The organism is Nodularia sp. LEGE 04288 (genome assembly GCF_963896525.1).
Taxonomy (GTDB): Bacteria; Cyanobacteriota; Cyanobacteriia; order Cyanobacteriales; family Nostocaceae; genus Nodularia.
Genome location: NZ_CAWQOY010000121.1, coordinates 1 through 19,764, shown reverse-complemented (window position 1 = coordinate 19,764; position 19,764 = coordinate 1). Strand labels below are relative to the sequence as shown.

Annotated in this window: 15 protein-coding genes and 1 other RNA gene; 7 read left to right on the top strand and 9 right to left on the bottom strand. The window is 43.3% G+C overall.

Going from position 1 to position 19,764, the window contains the following annotated elements:
• Positions 1–242 precede the first annotated feature (242 nt).
• Positions 243–965: a response regulator transcription factor gene (locus AACX33_RS15485; protein WP_193997012.1), complete on the top strand. Its 723-nt coding sequence runs from the start codon at positions 243–245 to the stop codon at positions 963–965.
• A gap of 15 nt (positions 966–980) precedes the next feature.
• On the opposite strand, the gene AACX33_RS15480 is transcribed toward AACX33_RS15485, so the two are convergent.
• Positions 981–2,333, bottom strand: a complete 1,353-nt coding sequence (locus tag AACX33_RS15480; protein ID WP_193997013.1) for a lipid-A-disaccharide synthase-related protein — start codon at positions 2,331–2,333, stop codon at positions 981–983.
• A 152-nt stretch (positions 2,334–2,485) separates the two neighbouring features.
• Between AACX33_RS15480 and AACX33_RS15475 the strand changes: the two genes are divergently transcribed.
• The 4 genes from AACX33_RS15475 to AACX33_RS15460 all read left to right on the top strand — a co-directional run bounded on the left by AACX33_RS15475 (position 2,486) and on the right by AACX33_RS15460 (position 10,064).
• The gene (locus AACX33_RS15475) at positions 2,486–3,085 is read left to right on the top strand and encodes a hypothetical protein (protein ID WP_193997014.1); all 600 of its coding nucleotides are present in this window, start codon (positions 2,486–2,488) and stop codon (positions 3,083–3,085) included.
• 402 nt (positions 3,086–3,487) lie between these two features.
• A complete protein-coding gene (locus tag AACX33_RS15470; protein WP_193997015.1) occupies positions 3,488–5,554 on the top strand; it encodes a BamA/OMP85 family outer membrane protein in 2,067 nt (688 codons plus the stop codon).
• Between the two features lie 196 nt (positions 5,555–5,750).
• On the top strand, positions 5,751–7,313 hold the full coding sequence (locus tag AACX33_RS15465; RefSeq protein ID WP_193997016.1) for a serine/threonine protein kinase: 1,563 nt from the start codon (positions 5,751–5,753) through the stop codon (positions 7,311–7,313).
• A gap of 315 nt (positions 7,314–7,628) precedes the next feature.
• Positions 7,629–10,064, top strand: a complete 2,436-nt coding sequence (locus AACX33_RS15460) for a glycoside hydrolase family 31 protein (RefSeq protein WP_193997017.1) — start codon at positions 7,629–7,631, stop codon at positions 10,062–10,064.
• Positions 10,065–10,132: 68 nt separating this feature from the next.
• Here the strand turns inward: AACX33_RS15460 and ssrA are convergent.
• Positions 10,133–10,526: a transfer-messenger RNA gene (gene ssrA / locus AACX33_RS15455) on the bottom strand.
• 150 nt (positions 10,527–10,676) lie between these two features.
• Complete coding sequence (locus AACX33_RS15450; RefSeq protein ID WP_193997018.1) at positions 10,677–11,033, bottom strand: NAD(P)H-quinone oxidoreductase subunit M; 357 nt, start codon at positions 11,031–11,033, stop codon at positions 10,677–10,679.
• A gap of 813 nt (positions 11,034–11,846) precedes the next feature.
• Between AACX33_RS15450 and AACX33_RS15445 the strand changes: the two genes are divergently transcribed.
• Positions 11,847–12,128: an Npun_R1517 family heterocyst differentiation transcriptional regulator gene (locus AACX33_RS15445; protein ID WP_006198627.1), complete on the top strand. Its 282-nt coding sequence runs from the start codon at positions 11,847–11,849 to the stop codon at positions 12,126–12,128.
• A 715-nt stretch (positions 12,129–12,843) separates the two neighbouring features.
• Here the strand turns inward: AACX33_RS15445 and AACX33_RS15440 are convergent.
• From AACX33_RS15440 to ctpB, 3 genes are all read right to left on the bottom strand, one after another.
• Entirely contained in the window at positions 12,844–13,539 is a 696-nt protein-coding gene (locus AACX33_RS15440; protein ID WP_193997019.1) for a response regulator transcription factor, read from the bottom strand.
• A gap of 123 nt (positions 13,540–13,662) precedes the next feature.
• Positions 13,663–14,625, bottom strand: coding sequence for a glycosyltransferase (locus AACX33_RS15435; RefSeq protein ID WP_193997020.1), 963 nt, complete (start codon positions 14,623–14,625; stop codon positions 13,663–13,665).
• Positions 14,626–14,797: 172 nt separating this feature from the next.
• On the bottom strand, positions 14,798–16,135 hold the full coding sequence (gene ctpB / locus AACX33_RS15430; protein ID WP_193997021.1) for a carboxyl-terminal processing protease CtpB: 1,338 nt from the start codon (positions 16,133–16,135) through the stop codon (positions 14,798–14,800).
• A gap of 322 nt (positions 16,136–16,457) precedes the next feature.
• Here ctpB and AACX33_RS15425 point away from each other — a divergent pair, with 322 nt between their 5' ends.
• Positions 16,458–17,186 (top strand): YdcF family protein, encoded by a 729-nt coding sequence (locus tag AACX33_RS15425; RefSeq protein WP_193997022.1) that lies wholly within the window; start codon positions 16,458–16,460, stop codon positions 17,184–17,186.
• A gap of 201 nt (positions 17,187–17,387) precedes the next feature.
• Here the strand turns inward: AACX33_RS15425 and AACX33_RS15420 are convergent, their stop codons facing one another.
• From AACX33_RS15420 to AACX33_RS15415, 3 genes are all read right to left on the bottom strand, one after another.
• Positions 17,388–17,858 carry a DUF4347 domain-containing protein gene (locus tag AACX33_RS15420; protein WP_193997023.1) on the bottom strand — a complete coding sequence of 157 codons (471 nt, stop codon included), beginning with the start codon at positions 17,856–17,858 and terminating at the stop codon, positions 17,388–17,390.
• Positions 17,859–18,005: 147 nt separating this feature from the next.
• Positions 18,006–18,143, bottom strand: a complete 138-nt coding sequence (locus AACX33_RS26530; RefSeq protein WP_193997523.1) for a DUF4347 domain-containing protein — start codon at positions 18,141–18,143, stop codon at positions 18,006–18,008.
• 178 nt (positions 18,144–18,321) lie between these two features.
• The coding region (locus AACX33_RS15415) for a cadherin-like domain-containing protein (protein WP_227789139.1) at positions 18,322–19,764 on the bottom strand (1,443 nt) is incomplete at its 5' end.

Below are 19,764 nucleotides of genomic sequence, written 5' to 3'. Positions count from 1 at the left end.
TCCTGGAGATATGACATCAATTAGAACCTCGTCTTAATTTTCCTGATTTATGGGCAAAATGACGATATATCTTTAGTTAGATTTTTAACAAAATTTAGGGTGAAAAAACCGCAGATTTACTATTTCTACCGATGGATGCGGAATTGCAAAAATATCATCTACCTTTGGTTTGGGAAAATAGGATAAACTGCATAAAAAAGGTCATATTCCGCAAGATGCAATTATCAACAGCGAGTGTAGCAATGAATGAAATAAGCATTATTTTAATTGAAGATCATGATCTGACTAGAATGGGACTAAGAGCGGCGTTGCAATCTCACAGCTCTCTCAAAGTCATTGGTGAGGCGGCAAATGCCACTCAAGGACTAAAACTTTTGGAAACGGCTAAACCAGATGTGGCAGTGATCGATATTGGTTTACCTGACATGGATGGGATTGAACTCACCCGCAAATTTAGACGCTACCAAGCCGAAACTGGGCAGAACGCCACCAAAATTCTGATTTTGACAATGGATCACACAGAAGATGCCGTACTGGCAGCGTTTGCGGCAGGTGCAGACTCTTATTACATGAAAGAGACAAGCATTAATAAATTAACCGAGGCCATACAAGCAACTCATGGCGGTAACTCTTGGATTGATCCAGCGATCGCCAATGTGGTACTACGGAAAATGCGCCAAGGTATTCCCGGAGAAAACCAACCTGCGGATAAACAGAAAACCGTAAAAATTGAAGCCCTGGCTTCGGAATACGAACAAGTTTTAGAAACCTATCCTTTGACTCAACGCGAACTAGAAATCCTAGAGTTAATTGTCGCTGGATGCAGCAATGGGCAAATTGCTGAACAACTGTATATCACAGTGGGTACAGTCAAAACTCACGTTCGGAATATCCTGAATAAACTCTGTGCTGATGACCGGACTCAAGCCGCAGTTCGGGCTTTGCGTTCTGGTTTAGTTGGGTGAAAATTTAACTTGTCTCTATTGGCACCATTTTTGATGTAAAAAATCAGCAATCCTGCGCGCTGCTCCTGGTTTACCCATGCGCCTGATGCCGTTTTCGGTAATCATTTGCAAACTATCAGGATTTTGCCACAGAGATTGCACCACCTGGGGAACTTGTCCCGGATTGTCAACTACAAATAGAGATGCTCCTAAAAGTCGGCTTTGAGCTTCGGCAAAGGCTGGGTTATATTGGGGACCATGACCAGGAATGGCGATCGCCGGTTTTCCTAAACCAACAAATTGTTCCGTTGCTGTACCAGCCATAGCGATCGCTAAATCTCCCCAATATAGACAATCATTATAGGCTTGTTGTGTGAGCAGGAAATAAGCATTTTTTTGCTTAAATATCAAGGCATGAGGATCAGTAATGGGGATAGGAGATTCTGCATGGACTTGCCAGCCTTGGGATTGAATAGTTGGCAATAAAAGACTTTGATCTAAACCAGGTGCGATCGCCCCCAGAAATACCACATTTCCAGAACTTTGTAAAATCGCATTTCGTTCCGAGAAACTGGCCATCAATGCAGACACAGCAGTCATAATCACTTCCCAATTAGCGTAAGCTTCCGGGGGACGGGAACCAGGTAATAAAGTGATCACTAATGGTCTGGCTACTTCTTGTTGAGCTGCTGCGGAACTAGAAAACTGTGGTGATGAAAAACTGGATTCGAGATCATCCATCATCGGATTACCCAAATCAAAAGCCGGAATTGACCACTCTTGTAATATTTCCGTAGTTAACGAATCTCTAGGGAACACACCCTGACAACGGCGACGACTCATCAACCAACGTTCCCAAGGATGATAAATTGAACCAGAAAAGTTTTCCCAACGTGCAGCTTTTGATTTCCTCGCTAATAGTCCCTCTTCATCCCGCACGTAATATTCGGATTTTGCCGTCCCGACAAAAGCATAGTTAGCACCACTAAAACAACCAAATAACAGAGGAACAATATCACCTACAGCTAAAACAGCGCTCTTGTTACCTAATTCTTTTTGGGAACGCACCCAACGACGCACAGCTTGAATTTGATTCAGGGTAAGCGCTAGCAAACCGCCACGGACATCCCTGACTAATTGCCTTCCATCCATATAAATAAAGCCCCCAGAAGGCATGGTGCGTACCGAACCAATACAGGGGATGCCTAACTTTTGGTAAGCACGCCCTTCACCCACCAAAGGTAATGCAAAGATATCTGGGGGGTGTTCTTGTTCCTGGAGTTGCTGCAAAATACTGACAGCAATGACATCTTCTCCATGACCGTTGCTTAAAACTAGTAACTGCAACTTATCGTTGGCTTTTGGGGTCAATAGGGATACATCACTCATACTAAAGTTAGGTGATAGTGGCTGTAATATATACCAATTCTAGACGAAGGTACGCTATATTCCCCCACAAGCTCAAGCCACAGGCTCACAAACATAAGATTTGTTTTGTACAATCAATTACTGAAATTTTAGGAATTAACAGATGAAAATAAATGTTTAAGCTCAAGTTCATTCTATTAATAACAGCTAGTCTCATCCTCATCAGTGGATTCACAATCACGCAAGTCATACAAGCTGAAAATCACAATCTGCTGCGATCGGCATCACTCAAAGAAACAGAAACTGAATTAGTCAGCATTGCTGAAGCTGCCTTAAAAACCGACAATGATATTTTGGTAAATGGCAATATTCCAGCTGCTTTAAATCGCCATCCTCGATCTGCAAGAGCTACAGTCGCGCTGAAAACGCGTTTTGAAAAAACATTGGAGCGGCGAAACTTTTTAGCTGCGCGTAAAATTGGTTTTAGTGGCTTTCAAACCAAGCTAGAAGTCAAAAACATTCAAATTAATGGAGATACAGCAACTTTAGAAGCTATAGAAAAAACTGTTCGCAATTATGATTTAGCTGTTATGGCTCCTGATGCGCCTCAGACAACTGAATCTCACATAGATCATTTATTCACATTTGTTTTACGAAATGGTGAGTGGGAATTGCTCTCAGATCAATTACTGAATCTTCCTGGTCCTCCTAGCAAGCCTGACGCACAATCAGTTCCAGTTGATCCTAGCGTCACTCCAGCAGATCCTCTGTAAGGTAAACAAGAAAGTTAATTAACCACAGATGTAGACAGCGAAAAGTTTTTCAAGACAGATCAACACAGATAATCTAGTACCTACTAGATAGGGAAACGCTATATACCAACTCTGACGGGGGACAATAGAAGAGACATATATGACAATTCATGAATTGTCCCAACAAAGGTTCTGGAAGACGCATATTTAATTTATGCAAATGTTTAATCTTGTTTGCACCGTCCTATTTACCAAGAATACGGAATTGTTGTGAGTGCATAAGAAACAAAATATTCAAATTAACTGTCTGTTTGAGTAAGAGGTATAAATGAGGATATCAATCGGCCAAGTAGCTGGAAGTTAGTATTATCCTCATTATTTCACCTGACTACAACTAACTACCAGTGATTTGGGCTAAATATCATGCGAGTTTCTTCTGCGGCAATTCTTACTTTAGCTACTTTGGCAGCTAGCAATCTTACCCAACAAGCAAAGGCGACATTGATCACAATTGCTTCTCAGGATCAAGCTGCTGAAAATTCAGTAATTCCAGTTATTGAAGAAACACCTGTACGAATTGAAGCTATTTCATCCCCAGAAACTTTAGCTACTCCACAATTTTCTCAAAATAATGTAGTTCTGCAAACAGGTGGACAAAAAAAACCCACAGTCGCCCTAAAGCCAACAAATCCAGAAAATTCCCTTCCCTCATCTCCCCCTCTCCTGATTTCTTCGTCTGCCACTGACAGTAATTTAGTCGTCACGGCTACAGATGTACAAATAGTGGGAACTACCCCAGAATTGCAGCAGATTGTCCGCCAATTGATTAAAACCCAAACAGGTGGGGAAACTAGTCAAAGTCAACTACAAAGGGATGTGGCGGCGATTTTGGAGACTGGTTTATTTGCTAGTGCGAACGTCAATAGCAGCACCACGCCAAATGGATTGAATGTAGTTTACCAGGTGCAACCAGTGGTAGTGCGATCGCTGCAATTGTCAGGAGCGAAAGTACTCACTTATCCGGTAGTCCAAGAACGTTTCCAATCGCAAATCGGTAAACCTATCAGTCCCGAAGGACTCAAACAAGCTGTAAAACAAATTGATCAATGGTACGCCGACAATGGTTATCAGTTAGCAAACGTGCTATCGATTAAACCCAACCGCGAAGGAATCCTCACAGTGAATGTAGCTGAAGGCGTGGTGGGTGACATTAAGTTTCGCTTTATTAATGACGATGGTAAAACCATTGACAGCAAGGGTGAACCAGTCACAGGACGCACCCAACCCGATTTCTTGCGACAGCAATTAAAACTCAAACCTGGGCAAATTTTTCAAGAAAATACTGTCCGCCAAGATGTGCAGCAGTTATATCGTACTGGCTTATTTGAAACTGTGAATGTTGCCCTCGACGAAGGTGAAGCGAATCAAGTTGATTTAGTTTACGAAGTTAAAGAATTGGGAGCGCGTGCGATTAACGTAGGTGGTAGCTATAACGCTGACTTGGGATTATTGGGGACATTAAATTATCAAGACCAGAATATTCGGGGGATTAATGATAATTTGTCTGTAAATGTGGGTGTCAGTCGGAATGATTTGCAGTTTAATACTAAATTAACCAGTCCTTATCGTGTAACTGAACCAGACCGCTTAGGCTATACAGTGAATGCTTTCCGTCGCCGGGAAGTTTCCGAAACCTTGGATGAAAAGATTACATTTGCTAATGGCGACAAAGTGCGGGAAGGTCAGATTGGTACTGGAATCAGCTTCCAGCAACCCCTGGATAATTGGGATACCACTTTGGGATTTAACTACACTCGCACCAGTATTCGCGATCGCCAAGGTAATGTTACCCCAATAGACGCACAGGGCAATCGCCTTTCGGCAAGTGATACCGGCATAGATGATCTGGCTACGGTATCCTTTACCGCCTCCCAAGATAACCGAGATAATATTTTTAATCCTACCCAAGGTTCCTTACTCAGTTTGAGTACAGAACAATCTGTACCAGTTGGTCAAGGTAATATTTCCATGAATCGCCTCAAAGCCAACTACACTCAGTACGTGCCAGTCAAGTTATTTAACAGTAATAATACACAGCCACAAGTATTCGCTGTCAACTTTCAAGCTGGTACAGTCATTGGTGATTTACCACCTTATGAAAGTTTTAATTTGGGTGGTTCTAACTCAGTCCGGGGTTACGATGGCGGAGAAGTTGGTAGTGGTCGCAGTTATGTATTAGCTACCGCCGAATATCGCTTCCCCATTGTGCCAGTATTGGGGGGTGTAGTATTTGCCGATTTTGCCACAGACTTAGGTTCTGGTGATACCGTATTGGGAGATCCCGCCGGCGTGCGGGGCAAACCCGGTCAAGGTTTTGGTTATGGCGCTGGAGTCCGGATTGACTCACCTCTGGGCTTAATCCGGGCTGATTATGGCATTAATGACCAGGGAGAAAGCAAAGTGCATTTAGGTATTGGTCAGCGATTTTAAATGGTTTTCGTCGCGGCGAACAGTCTTTGATTCCTACTGTATGATCAAAAAGATAAAACTGTTACTATAATCAAGAGGTTTTCCATTTCGGAAGTTTAAAAATCAAGATCCCGGAAAAATTGGTGATTTGGAATTGCCGGCAGACTCAAGAATCAGTCATATTTGCTTACTCAGCACTCAGCATTCAGCACTTCCTATGTTAGCAGGCACAACTTTGCAGGATGGCAAATATACCCTGATCCAAGAAATAGGGCGTGGTGGCTTTGGCATTACGTTTAAGGCTACTCATAACTACTTGGGTCAGGAGGTAGTTATGAAAACTATCAATGAAAAACTGCGCCAACATCCTGATTTTGCCAAGTTCGAGCGGCAATTCCAAGATGAAGCCAGAAGATTGGCTACTTGTATCCATCCTTATATTGTCCGGGTCAGTGACTTTTTTGTCGAAGAAGGTCTGCCGTACATGGTGATGGAATACATTCGTGGCGATACCTTGGGAAACGCTTTTGTATTGCCAGCCATCCCCTTAGCAGAAGCCACAGCCATTCATTACATCCGTCAAATTGGGTCAGCATTACAGGTAGTACATAATAATGGTTTGCTGCACCGGGATGTGAAACCAGATAATATTATCCTCCGTGAAGGAACTCAGGAAGTAGTGCTGATTGATTTTGGCATTGCCCGCGAATTTAATAATGGTGTTAGGCAAACTCATACTGGCATGGTTTCTGAGGGCTATTCTCCCCTGGAACAGTATTTGACCCAAGCACAGCGCACACCCGCTACAGATGTTTATGGTTTGGCAGCAACTTTGTATGCTTTGTTGACAGCACAAGTTCCCTTACCCGCATTATTGCGCGATCGCGAAAAAATGCCCACGCCCCGCGAACTGCAACCCCACCTGAGTGCAGCAGTGAATGAAGCAGTCATGCGTGGTATGGCTGTAGAATCTCAATTTCGTCCAGCAACAGTGGCCGAATGGTTGCAATTATTGCCAGGAAGTAGAATCAATACACCCGCCGCCGTTCCCACTCAGGCAGTGCCAACGATAGTTTTACCTGTCCAGCGGCCGGGAAAAAAAATTCCGCAACCAACTCCGATTAGTCGGCAAAAAAACTCCACAATGCCTCAGAAGCCGGGAATTTCTAAAATAGTTATCGGTATAATTGTCGCCTTTGTTGCTGGCACAGCAGGTTTTGGCATCACTAGCCTATTTTCTAATTCTCCGCCACAGTCAACTTCATCGCCTTTGTTTGAAAAGCCCACAATCGAGCCGGAACCAAAAAAACCATTAGCTGATTCGCCATCTTCATCTGAGGAAGATGAGAATAATCCCAGACGAAATCCTCGCACTTCTTCGCCGCGTAACTCTGCACCAGTCAGAACCCCCAGAGAACGCCAGCGGAATATTCCTGTGGCTCAAGATGATCAAACTCCAAATACCAGTAGCAGCAGTTCCACGGAAAACAAGCCACAACCTAGTTCTACTGAGGCAACTAGGGTTGAGCCGACACCCTCATTAGTAGAGAGGCTGCGAGAAGTCCGTTCAACTCGTGAGGCTTCACCCACGCCATCGGTTGAAAACACTTTACCCACTACTAACAAAGATGCCACTTCACCCCCACCTGTGAAGCCATCAAATCCGACAATCATCCCAACAGTGCCACTACCTACGGAAGTCAAACGCTCAGACCCTCCGACGGTAGTCGTCCCCACCGTGGAAAACAAGCCAAATCCATTAGTCCTGCCGAGCGATTAGTACCGCCGTCAAATCAAAAGTTGATTATATAGGCTTTTGAAAGACTTCAAATGGTGAAGCAGCGCTGCGAAAGGGTTTTCCTCACCAGGTGACTGGTGAACCCGTAAGGTTGTGTTATTCACCTCGTGCTGTACTAGTTCAAAAGATGGAAGAAAATAGAATTTGAAATTTATAAAATAACTGGAGCTATAGGAAATGTACATAATTTATGCCCCTGCTGGATTAGTTTATTAGGGATAGCAAATATGTACTTCACCTCAGCAACTTCCCGATAAAATCAGCCGCCCAAGCCTCAAAATACCCAAAAATTAGGTGATGAATTTCTGGAAACAGGCATTATTAAACCTCCGCTTGATCAAACTGCGACGGTTTTTAGGCTCATTCTTTTATCCCCTGCAACGGGATGCTTTAGAGCGTCAGTTCCAAAGTTTGCCCACTGTAGAGGTATTTACAGAAATCGGAAACATCCTTAGCTCTCTACCTACCCAAAGAGGTGGAAAATTCTACTTCCAGAATGTGGAATTGGAAATATGCTTTTTGAGTGCTGATTTAGTGCGGATTGATTGGCAACCTGGAGTGCTGCCGATTCCCTATGCGATAGCCGGAGGCGGGGCTTTGCCCATCGCTCAACCAGACTGGCCAGAGATAGCGGTAAAATTTCAGGAACTAGGCGATCGCTGGCTGATTTCCAGTGCAAGTCTCCAGGTGATTCTATCCGCCAATGGTAGTTTGGAATTACAAAATGCCCTTGGGCAAACAATCCGGGAAGAATTACCTCCCCAACCAAAAAGTTCTGGTTGGCTGCATCAGGCAAAATTGCGATCGCTTGAACATATTTACGGATTAGGAGAACGAGCTGCTCCTCTTAACCTCCGCACAACATCAGCCACCAGCAGTTACCAAATGTGGAACTATGATGCTGGCGGTAAGTATGGCCCAGGAACTGACCCACTTTACCTTTGTATTCCGGCTTATTTGGGTTTACATGACTCTGGCAGTTACTTCATTTTCTATGAAAATACTTATTACGCCACATTTAGCTTTAATGGTTATGCCGCAGCTGATTTTACAGGCGGAGCGCTGCGTTATTACTTCAGTGTTGGCACACCCGCCCAATTACTAGACCGTTACACAGAATTAACAGGTCGTCCAGCCTTACCACCGCTTTGGGGACTGGGGTATCATCAGTCACGCTGGGGGTATGAAACAGAAGCAGCAGTCCGAGAAGCTGCGGAAGGATTTATCACCCATGACCTACCCTTAAGTGCTATTCATCTAGATATTGATTGCCAAGATGGATTTCGGGCTTTTACGATTAACCCGGATCGCTTTCCCAAATTAGCTGATTTTAACCATGACTTGGTAGCCAGGGGAGTACATTTAATTGCGATCATCAATCCAGGAGTAAAAGCTGACCGCAACAGTGAATTGTTTGAGGAAGGTCGCGCCCAAGATGTATTTTGTAAACTTCCCAATGGCAAACTAGTGATTACTCCTGTCTGGCCTGGACTGTGCGCTTTTCCAGATTTCACGAACCCCCAAGCCCGCCACTGGTGGAGTCGCCAGTATGAATATCTGCTCGATTTAGGTTTTACTGGTTTCTGGCATGATATGAATGAGCCAGGCGTATTTGTCCTCTGGGGAGATCCCAGTTTACCGCAACACTCAACCCAGCATTTTCTCGAAGGCAGAGGTGGCGACCACAGAGAAGCTCATAATGTTTATGGATTACTCCAAGCTGAGGCTGCTTATGAAGCACTCAGTGAATATCAACCAGAACACCGCCCTTTCATTGTTTCACGGGCAGGTTGGGCAGGTTTACAACGCTACGCCTGGACTTGGACTGGAGATATTGAAACCAGTTGGACAGGGTTACGTCAAACCATTCCTACGGTACTGAATTTGGGTCTATCAGGGATTCCCTACAGTGGTGCAGATATTGGTGGATTTAAAGGTAATCCCAGCGCTGAACTGTATTTACGCTGGTTCCAAATGTCAACTTTTTTACCATTTTTTCGCACCCATTCTGCTAATAATGTCCAACCGCGTACACCCTGGGGTTTTGGTGAACCAACTCTGAGTATTGTCCGGGAATTCTTACAGCTGCGCTACAGTCTCCTGCCTTACTTATATACTCTAGCCTGGGAAGCTAACCAGAGAGGATATCCTCTCATGCGTCCATTGTTTTGGGCTGATAGTGCAGATCAGGATCTTTGGGATGTGGAAGATGCTTTTTTGTTGGGTGATGCCATGTTAGTGGCTGCCATTGTGGAGTCAGGCGCAACCTCTCGTGCAATCACGTTACCCAAAGGGTATTGGTATAATTTCTGGAATGATACCTTATTAGAGGGTGGCAAAACAGTGAATATGGCAGCACCCATTGAGCAGATACCTGTACTTGTCAAGGCGGGGAGTATTCTGCCAATGTCAGCAGGAGAAAAACTGATACTTCACATTTACGCACCTATGACTATAACTAGTGAAGGTCGGGTTTATAGTGATGCGGGAGATGGATATGGCCAATGGCGCTTAGATGAATTTTACCTCAAGCGCGATCGCGATATTCTCGAAATTACATGGCAACAGCAGGGAAATTATGCTTTTCCCTACAACATAGTTAAACTCCACTTTCACGGTGTGGAAATTGAACAAGCCTGGGTAGACACTCGAAAAGTTAATTTTCAGAACAATTGTTTAGAAGTTGAACAGTTTCAGCAAGTTCGCTTGCAGGGGAAAATGGCAGAATTATGAATTTTTACCCAGAGAAAAACAAGATCCACCTAAACATCTGACTGTTTGGTGGACTAGTTTTTGATATTTAGTGGATCCGAGCAGAGTCGAACTGCTGTCCAGACTGGGTATTTACCCCCCGCTCATTCACAGGTTTAGCCTATCTAATCCTCAAGGCGGGAATCGTTCATTATCCCGAACGTAGGATGCTCTGATTGAGTCTTAGCTAACAAGCTAACCAGAGAACACTTGTTAGAGCGTCCGTTGGGGGTTGGTCTCTAGTCCTTAACGGAGTCAAACCAGAGACGCTCGAACCTGTAAGAGGTTTTTAGGCAGCTGCTACTAGAGCAGGCTTACGAGCAAAGCTAACGATGTTATTCGCATTTACTTTTTGTTTTGAGCCTTTGATTTGCGAGAGGAGACTCACTCTCGACCTGAATCACAGAGTAGCGTTCGCCAACCTGTCGAAACCGTGACGGACCCATGATGTTCATATGTCCATTATAATACGCCCTTTGGGAAATGTGTTGAGAGCCAAAACATTTGCTCTGGAAAATTTGCGCCTTTTTGATCAAGCAAGTTGTTGGGGCGTGGTGGTACCATGCCCCAGGGGATGAGGATGAAAACTCTCTACTAATTTTCGTTCGCGACGACTTGGGGGAGTCCCATGCTGTAGTTAGTCACACGAGCCGAGAGATTGTAGCTGATTTCACCTTTTTGCAGGAGCGATCGCAGATAATGCTCCAAGTCTGATCCAATGCGGCGTAAGTTATAATCTGTGAGATCAGCGCCACTAGATGCTTCTACTAGTTGATCAAACAGGCGATAAACCTTTTGCAGTGCATCTTCGTTCCAATTGAATTCGTTGTCTGGATCAATATCCAACGTTAAGACCTGATTACTAGGAACCAGTTCGCCATCCCGGTCAATTTCTGCCGCGAAAATTCGGATATGCCGGGTTGTGGACTTGAGCAGCATTGGGTTGTCCATAAAAGGGTGTAAGGTTTGCTTGAATTACACTGAAATAATTGTAGACGTTATGCGTGGGCTTAAATGCCCGCTAATTACAAGCTGGGAGCGCAAACGTTTTCTTTTCTGCTTTAAATATCTATCACACTCAAAGCCGCAGTCATTATAGTGGAAAACTCCTTCTCTTCGTTACCGAGATTATTTTTGAGCCTCAGATAACTTTATGAAAGCATAATTGTCCAGTATTATTACTCATCAGGTCTATAAGACTGCCAGTTCCGGTACTCTCCCGGCATAGATGAGCTTGCCGTTTTGATCATCTTGATCACACTACGATTTTAGTTTTGCTTCATTTGTGGATCAGCCTCTGTGAAATTTTCCGGTTGAACAAAACATACATAAAGTAATTTTACGTAATTATGGTACAAGTACCTCTGGCTATAATAAAAGCCAAAATATCAGAAATTTAAGTTACGTATAAACACTACAAACTTAGTAGTAACTAAAACTATTATTAAATGAAAAATAAAGTTAATGTAAACAGCTTTAAAAAGCTTTAACAAGTTCTTACAGAAACTTTATTGTATAAGATATCAAAAACTGAATAATAGTTATGGTTTACCTAAAAGCACATCTGGCTCAGGAAGATCACGACTTAGCCCTGGAAACTGAGCTAAAAAAAAAGACAGGAGAGTGAATATAGAATACAACTGTTGTGGATGGAAGAAAGATTTTTAATTCCAGCACTGTAGATACAAAAGAAATATAAAAGATTTTGGCTGGGGATCTAGTTCCTCACTCTCACGACCACCAAGCAACCTAATCCTCAAAATTATGAACTCGAAAGCATTACCACGCCAAATAAATAATATCGAAGTAGGTGTTTATGAGTGCGAAATACATCTCAAATTCCGGTTAATTGAGGAAAAAAGTCTATTAGGCGATCGCGAACAACTGTTACAGGTGTTGCTAGACGCATTGACAGAAGGCTCTGATGAGTTTCTGGAGACGCTGCAAGCATCGGTGAAGGCGCAGGAAGTCTCTGAGTTCAAAGCCTCACCCCAAATGCGCCGCCAGTTGATGCGCTTACGTAATGCGGTTGACAATAATCAATAGTTAAAAAGCTAAAAATCTTAACCTGTAATTGACACAAAATCATTAACTGGGCATAGAATGATGAACTTTTTTACAGTTATTCCATTTGCCTATGTAGTTTGATTCAGGGTTGGCTTGTATAACTTTACTCCAAGGAGACAAGCTAAAATTTACCCTACTCTTTGAGAAGCCAAATTTAGCATCTATACACAGTAAGTCTCACCGTTTGCACTACGGAAATTATTCAGTGTCTACTCATATACTCATACCTGATTTTCAAAGCAGGTAACAGTTTTTGAAGATGCACATTTTAGTACAAGTGCTTTAACCAGGGTTTGGCTTCGTTTTGCCGAAATATGAGGTAGTACCGCTACTTTTGAAGTTAAAAGTTAAACAAATAAATCTTTGATACTTCCAAATGTCCAGGAAATAAAGATTAGCTCATATTTTGAGCGATGTTTGTGATTTTATGTCCTATTTTTGCAGGTTATACCCTGATTTTGTCCTTTAAAAAAGCAGTCAAAATTTTCCTGTAGAGCGGGCAAAATACCCGCTCATCGACAAGGAAGTACAGGAAACCCATCTGACAGAATGGGGTCATTTATTTTCTGGTGTTCGCCTACTCACCGCGCTTTGTGGAAGTCACAATTTTGGCGGAAGTTTTCAATTGTTTGGCATCTTGAACAAATGACTTCGTACTGAAACAGTCGCGGCTACGCTAAAAGTAGTTAAGTTTCTACTTAGCAAGACCGTGTTCCAATGCAAAACGAACTAACTCAGTGCGACTATTCGTGCCAGTTTTACTAAACAAACGGCTGACGTATTTTTCGACGTTACGGACACTGGTTTCTAAACGTCTGGCGATTTCTTTGTTCATTAACCCTTCAGCTACGAGATTTAAAACACTTTGCTCTCTGGGAGTTAAGTCAATTTTAAACGGGGCTGGGGATTGAGAGATTGCACTTCTTTGAGTTAACAAAGCTTTAATTTGAGCAATTTGATTAGCTAGTTCAGCTATGTCAATGGTTTCGCCCTCTTCACCAGTGCTTGTAGCTTTAGTGAGTTTGCGAGACAGTAAATTTTCAACTATTGCCACTAACTCGTCTGGATCGAAAGGCTTAGGTAGGTACGCATCGACACCGGCTTGGTAGCCTTGAATGCGATCGCCTGTCATCCCTTTAGCAGTTAAAAATACAACTGGGAGTGTTTGAAAACGGGGGTCTTCTCGCAGTTGTTTGAGGAACTGATAGCCATCCATTTGGGGCATCATCACATCAGAAATCACTAAATCAGGTGTATTCTGCTGCATCCAATCCCAACCTTCACGGGCGTTACTGGCAACTTGAACGCTGAAACCGCTTTCTTGTAAGTAGTCTTTCACGGCTTCCCGCAATCCCGGTTCATCATCTACCAGTAACAATTGTGCTGACATTTAAGTTTCCCTGTGTTTACTTTTTTCCAATTTAGCGAAAGTTGGTAGGTATTGCGTTAAATTCACTCAACAGAAATCACAGCTATGGTCTACTGTTTCCACCAGGAATGAAATTGATCACTGTTAAAGCCAGTCAATATTTTTGGCATTATCTGGCAATTTAGCATCTCTTTGTCCGGCAAAACGCGCTCTAGCAGTGAACAAACCCAGGGGAGTATTTAATAAGTCTACAAGAGTGGCTTTACCTGCGATCGCCTGCAAAATATCCCTTGGTAGTTCCTTCAATAACCAACGCGCCAAACGATAACTGTAATCTTTGGCTGTCATCTCTGGCATTAAATTTACACCGTGCAGTTCATGTAGATAGCGATTAGAGCGGCCGTAGCGTCGCCATTGACTTTCTAATTCCGGGAATGTGGCGCGGTGGCGGTGCTGGATAATGGCATCTGGGGCAAATTCTAAACGCCCGATATCTGACCGCAGAATCCGCCAACAAATATCGGCATCGCCACCAGTGGTCAGATATGGTCGAAATAGACCGACTTTTTCTAAAGCCATGCGGCGAATTGCTAAATTAGCGGTTTGACCGTAAGGACAAAAGGAATTAGCCAGAGTATGCTTCTGGGATAAAGTTTCTTGATGTTCTGCGTGTTGTTCGAGGATGGTGTCGCCAGGTAGCGCGGCAATTTCACCAGCTACAATCACCACATTTGGCTCACTAAAAGGCTGGATTAACGAGTGTAGCCATTGTGGTTGCGGATGACAATCAGCATCCGTAAAAGCGATAATTTCGCCCACAGCAGCGCGAATTCCAGTATTTCGGGCAGCGTAAGAGCTTTGAATTTGGTTTTCGCTCAAAACATGAATAACAGGGGAATTTTCCGCAGCAGCTTTCAATAGAGTAAAAGTGCGATCGCTGCTGTTATTATCCACCAGTAAATACTCTACCCGGTTTTCAGGGTAAGTTTGCGATCGCAGACAATTGACTAACTCTGTTACATCTGCCTCACCGTTATAAATAGGAACAACCACTGATACCATTGGCAAAAAGCTGTTGGCAGTGGTTGGATCAACTGGCTGATTCATAAAATATGAGATTTATAGGAATGGGATACTAACTATTACAGCCCAGCGTCAGTGGCACAACTATCTTAAATCAATGAAAAGTCTATATAATCAGCTTTTTGATTTTTGACTTTTGACTTTTGACTTTTGACTTCACGGCGGTACTAGTATTCCCAGTCCCAAATCCTCCTATCTAAAATTTTAAATCTCTAGCACCAGCACTGACTGGTTGGTTAGTTTGGCTAGCTGGAGGTTGCGCGAAGTTCCTACTTGATAGTGCGGCGATCGCTCTAGCATATTGCGGATCGTTTCGAGTGCCAACTAAATTCGGATTAGTCGCCAGCTGACGCTCTTGTGCTGCTGTCAAGTCGAGCTTGATATCTGGGACAATCCCTTTTTTATTAATATCTGTGCCATCGGGGGTGTAGTAGTGGGCAATGGTAACTGCCAAACCTGAACCATCGGCGAGTTCATGAACAGACTGCACCAGTGCTTTGCCAAAAGTGTTACTACCAATCACTACGGCTCGGTTATTATCCTTCAGCGCTCCGGTGAGGATTTCACTAGCACTAGCCGAATTGCCATCTACTAGTATTGCCAAAGGTCGTTGAGTCAGAGCGGTACGATTGGCGTTAGTCACCTCACTACCTCCTGTACGGTTAACTGTGCGGACAATGCTGCCATTATCCAACCACATCCGAGCAATTTCAATGCTGGAATTTAATAACCCGCCAGGATTCCCGCGCAAATCTAAAACAAAAGCATCGGCTTGTTGAGTGTTTAAATCTCGAATAGCTCGGCGCATTTGATCGGATGCATGGCCGCTAAACTCCCGCAATCGAATATAGCCAACGCGACGATTTCCTTCTTGCTTGAGGGTATAAAGTACTGTTGGGACTTCAATTGTTGCCCTTGTCAGTCGCAAATCAAAACTACTCCGCCCAGTTCTTCCTAATTGCAGCGTGATCGGAGTACCAACTTTACCGCGAATTAACGCAGAGGCCTCTTCCACTGCCATTTTTTGAGTAGATTTGCCATCAATTGCCAAAATCTCATCGCCTGCTTTGATCCCACCTTTGAGTGCGGGAGAATTTTCTATAGCTTCCACAACAGTCAGGCGCTTGGTTTGCTCATTCATTTCCATGCGAATGCCAATTCCTGAGACTTCGCCGGATGTTTGGCTGGTGAGAGTTTGATATTGTTTGGGGTCCATAAATCGCGTATAAGGATCACCCAGTTTTTGCAAAGCTTCGCGAATTGCCACATAAGCTTGTTCATTAGAAGCATATTCTTTGCTTAACAAGCTCTGCCTAGTGGCTAGCCAATCTTGTTGATTAAAACTGCCATCAACATACTCACGATTTACCAATTGCCATACTTGGTCAACTAACGTTTTCGGGCTATCTTGTAAGGCGGCAAGTACGCAGCGAGTCCAAGCAGAGCCAAATACAGATACAGTGGCGGTCGTGGCGATCGCTCCACCAATCAAGACTACTTGGAGCGGCGAGTAACGTTTCGCAGATTGGTTCATGTATATCAGTGGAATATAGTTTTATTGTTGACAGTTTAGCAATCAGGACATTTGGGAATTTTTCAGTTATTATTTAATCTTCACTTATGTTCCCCGCATCATTATTCTCCTGATAGTTTATTAAGGATGATTGCTATGACGATTAGCTTTTTTAGTAGTCTAATATGTCACTATGAAGTTGCAGTAACGTTACTGTGACTTTATTATGACAATTTTATAGATATCAGCTTTACACCCTATATTATTTTTATAAGATAGCACTTCGCCGACTTAATTGTAGGATTTATCGATATTATTTAACCAAGCTTTTATTACCTATGTCATGAGACATAAATTTACAAAAACCTCGTCGATTTCTCCCTGGAGAAAATTCCGTAAACAGTGGCAATTGCTACAAAAAATAGCTTGTGGGTTATGCCTGGTATTTGGTGGTTGGCTAATTTTTACCACTATAACTCTAGTTTGGGCATCGTCTGTGCCAGTAGATGCCTTTTTTGTGCTGGGTGGTAGTATTCGCCGAGAAATTTATGTTACCCAAATCACAGAAAAATATCCACAAATTCCCGTTTTAATTTCCAGTGGTTCCGAACCGCCCTGTATCTGGCTAATTTTTCAGAGGGAAGCGGCAGAGTTACAAAACGTTTGGTTAGAAAATTGTGCCAATTCAACTTTTGAGAATTTTTACTATGGGATTCCCATTTTGCGGCAATGGAAAGTACATAAGGTCAAACTGATTACTTCACCCACTCACCTACCCAGAGCTAAATGGATGGCACAGATTCTCTTCGGCGCTCATGGCATTTGGGTTGAGCCAGATATCGTTTCAGAGCAAGGCATTCCGGGTAATTATGAATCAGGGTGGAAAACTGGCTTAGATATTATCCGCAGCTTATTCTGGGCAGTATTGAGTCACATTATGCAGCCACAATGCTCAAATGTCACAAGACTGGCTGAGGTAGATATGCAAGCTTGGCAGAGTCGAGGTTTTCAGTGTGAACGTCAGGGGGGTGTAGGAAGTAGAGATGAGGGAAGACAGGGTAAACCGTTCTGAATCACAACCAAAGTTAAGAACCGACAAAAAAAGCGGCCTTTATCCTGTTGTTGATTGAGATACAGCACTTCCTGCTGCTATGAGGTACAAATACTCGCGATGCTATTAAGACAGATAAAGGGTCATCCGATGAATTGGTTTACCTCGTAACTCCGGGAAGTGCTGTAATGGGTTTTCCTCCTCAAACAAGATTCGTCGAACTTAGCTAAACAAGAAATTCGCACCCAACAGATTGACATTCACATCAGTCGCAATCAAGTCAGATGTGCCGGATAATGTCATTAATAACTGACCATTTCCAAAACCAGCGTTACCAGTAGTACCAAACTTAGCGAAAATCGCCTTTTCATCTCTAGGGGTATCTATCTGATTGACTTCTGGGAGCGCTTTACTTCCCGCTTCTGGTGTGGGAGTGGTCAGAAAAGTATCTGATAGATTGATTTTATTTGTGTTGGTAAGCTTACCGATTAGACCGACATAAGATATGCGATCGCTCTTGTTATCTCTGCTATCCAGATTACTATTACTATTATGTAGCAAAATTGACTCAACGTTCCAGGTTGTGATTAGTGACTGATAATTCTGTAAATTATCTAATTTCAGTGGTGTATTACCTAAATATAAAGATTCTGGAGAACCGTGAGAAATTATATGTAAGTAGGACTTACGCACTGTACAAAATAATTATCTTGTGTATCAACGTAAATACGTTGTTTCAGGCTTTTATCAATCTCCCTTGATTGGGTGCGATCGCCAAAATATCATTGAAAAATCTCGCTATAAGCCTTGAAAACTATATTTGCTATTTTGGCTTTTCTGTCAATGCGTAAGTCCTAGTAAGTTGGTAATTTGAGAATTTTGTTGTAAGACTTCGGTAATTTCTGCAATCCCGTCTCGGTTTGGGGAAAGAACAAATGTTTTCACTCCCTCTAGTACTCCGTCTTGTAAAGAGGGGATAAACCTTTTTTAACTCCGCCCTCAAATTTTTGGTATTACGGGCTGCTGCTGCGTTTTCTATGCACCCACCTATACCTAATGTCGTCAGACTCTCCTTTGCGATCGCAGCGCTGAAGATATCGCAATCCAAAACACTCCAAAATCAAAGGGTGGGCAAACATTTGCCCACCCAACAAACTTAAACAGAGATAAAGTCGTTCTGAGTCAAGGTAGTAGTATTAACCCCAGCCAGTATCGCTAAAGTTTGATTACCTAAACGAATCTCATTACCAGAGAAAGACAACTGATTGAAACTCAAGCCAGACAAGCCGATTTTATCGCCCTGACCTAAACTAAAGTCGTTGATTCTATCCCGACCTCCGCCTGTCTCCAACACGAAGATATCGCTACCAACATCGCCCAAAAGTAAATCATCTCCTAGTCCGCCAACCAGTAAATCATTACCTATGCCGCCAAAAAGTGAATCATTCCCGTCATCACCATAGAGAATATCATTCCCGTTAGTGCCATAGAGAATATCATTCCCGTTACCGCCATAGAGAATGTCATCTCCTTGGTTACCGTTGAGGGTATCATTCCCGTCACCGCCAACCATTAAATCTCTACCGTCACCGCCAACCATTAAATCTCTACCGTCACCGCCATAGAGTTCGTCATCTCCGTTACCACCGTTGAGGACATCATCTCCCTGATTACCGTTGAGAATATCATTCCCGTCACCGCCATAGAGGATGTCATTACCGTTATCGCCATAGAGGATATCGTTACCAGCATTGGCATAGAGTGTGTCATTACCATTACGACCTGCAAGGATGTCGTTACCAGCGCCGCCAAAAAGGACATCATCACCGTCACCGCCATCGATAACGGGTATTACCGTCAAATCAAACGTGTCGCTAACACTAGCATTGCTGCTGTCAGTTGCGGTAACTATGATGCTAATTGTGCCGTTATTTGGGTCATCGGGAGTACCGCTAAAGGTGCGGGTATTGGAGTCGAAGGTTAACCAGGTAGGTAGAGGGTTGCCGTTAGCGAGGGTGGCATTGTAAGTTAAACTGTCACCAGCATCGACATCAGTAAAGGTATTAGCAGGAACGGTAAAGCTGAAGAAATCATCTTCTTGAGTTGTTTGATTGGCAATGATATTTGCCACAGTTGGCGCATCATTAACAGCTGTTACCGCAAAGGTGTTGCTTTGTCCAGTCAAAGTGGCTGTACCATCAGTGACATCGTAGGTGAGGGTGACAGAACCATTAAAGTCGGCGTTGGGAGTGAAGGTATAAGTCCCGTTATTGTTGTTAACCAATGTGCCGTTATTAGCAGTTAAGTTAGCAACGGTAAGAATATCACCATCCACATCACTGAAACCTGCTAATAAATCCGCCTGATTAATAATAATGGCAGTATCTTCGGGGGTGTTGCTGAGAGTTGCTGTGGGTGAACCTACAGGAGCATCATTAACAGGAGTGACAGCAAAGGTGTTGCTTTGTCCATTCAAAGTGGCTGTACCATCAGTGACATCGTAGGTGAGGGTGACAGAACCATTAAAGTCGGCGTTGGGAGTGAAGGTATAAGTCCCGTTATTGTTGTTAACCAATGTGCCGTTATTAGCAGTTAAGTT

Bases quoted from the DNA above. Each gene is read 5' to 3' on its own strand.
- AACX33_RS15485 (WP_193997012.1), top strand. From the start codon at position 243: ATGAATGAAATAAGCATTATTTTAATTGAAGATCATGATCTGACTAGA.
- AACX33_RS15480 (WP_193997013.1), bottom strand. From the start codon at position 2,333: ATGAGTGATGTATCCCTATTGACCCCAAAAGCCAACGATAAGTTGCAG.
- AACX33_RS15475 (WP_193997014.1), top strand. From the start codon at position 2,486: ATGTTTAAGCTCAAGTTCATTCTATTAATAACAGCTAGTCTCATCCTC.
- AACX33_RS15470 (WP_193997015.1), top strand. From the start codon at position 3,488: ATGCGAGTTTCTTCTGCGGCAATTCTTACTTTAGCTACTTTGGCAGCT.
- AACX33_RS15465 (WP_193997016.1), top strand. From the start codon at position 5,751: ATGTTAGCAGGCACAACTTTGCAGGATGGCAAATATACCCTGATCCAA.
- AACX33_RS15460 (WP_193997017.1), top strand. From the start codon at position 7,629: ATGAATTTCTGGAAACAGGCATTATTAAACCTCCGCTTGATCAAACTG.
- AACX33_RS15450 (WP_193997018.1), bottom strand. From the start codon at position 11,033: ATGGACAACCCAATGCTGCTCAAGTCCACAACCCGGCATATCCGAATT.
- AACX33_RS15445 (WP_006198627.1), top strand. From the start codon at position 11,847: ATGAACTCGAAAGCATTACCACGCCAAATAAATAATATCGAAGTAGGT.
- AACX33_RS15440 (WP_193997019.1), bottom strand. From the start codon at position 13,539: ATGTCAGCACAATTGTTACTGGTAGATGATGAACCGGGATTGCGGGAA.
- AACX33_RS15435 (WP_193997020.1), bottom strand. From the start codon at position 14,625: ATGAATCAGCCAGTTGATCCAACCACTGCCAACAGCTTTTTGCCAATG.
- ctpB (WP_193997021.1), bottom strand. From the start codon at position 16,135: ATGAACCAATCTGCGAAACGTTACTCGCCGCTCCAAGTAGTCTTGATT.
- AACX33_RS15425 (WP_193997022.1), top strand. From the start codon at position 16,458: ATGAGACATAAATTTACAAAAACCTCGTCGATTTCTCCCTGGAGAAAA.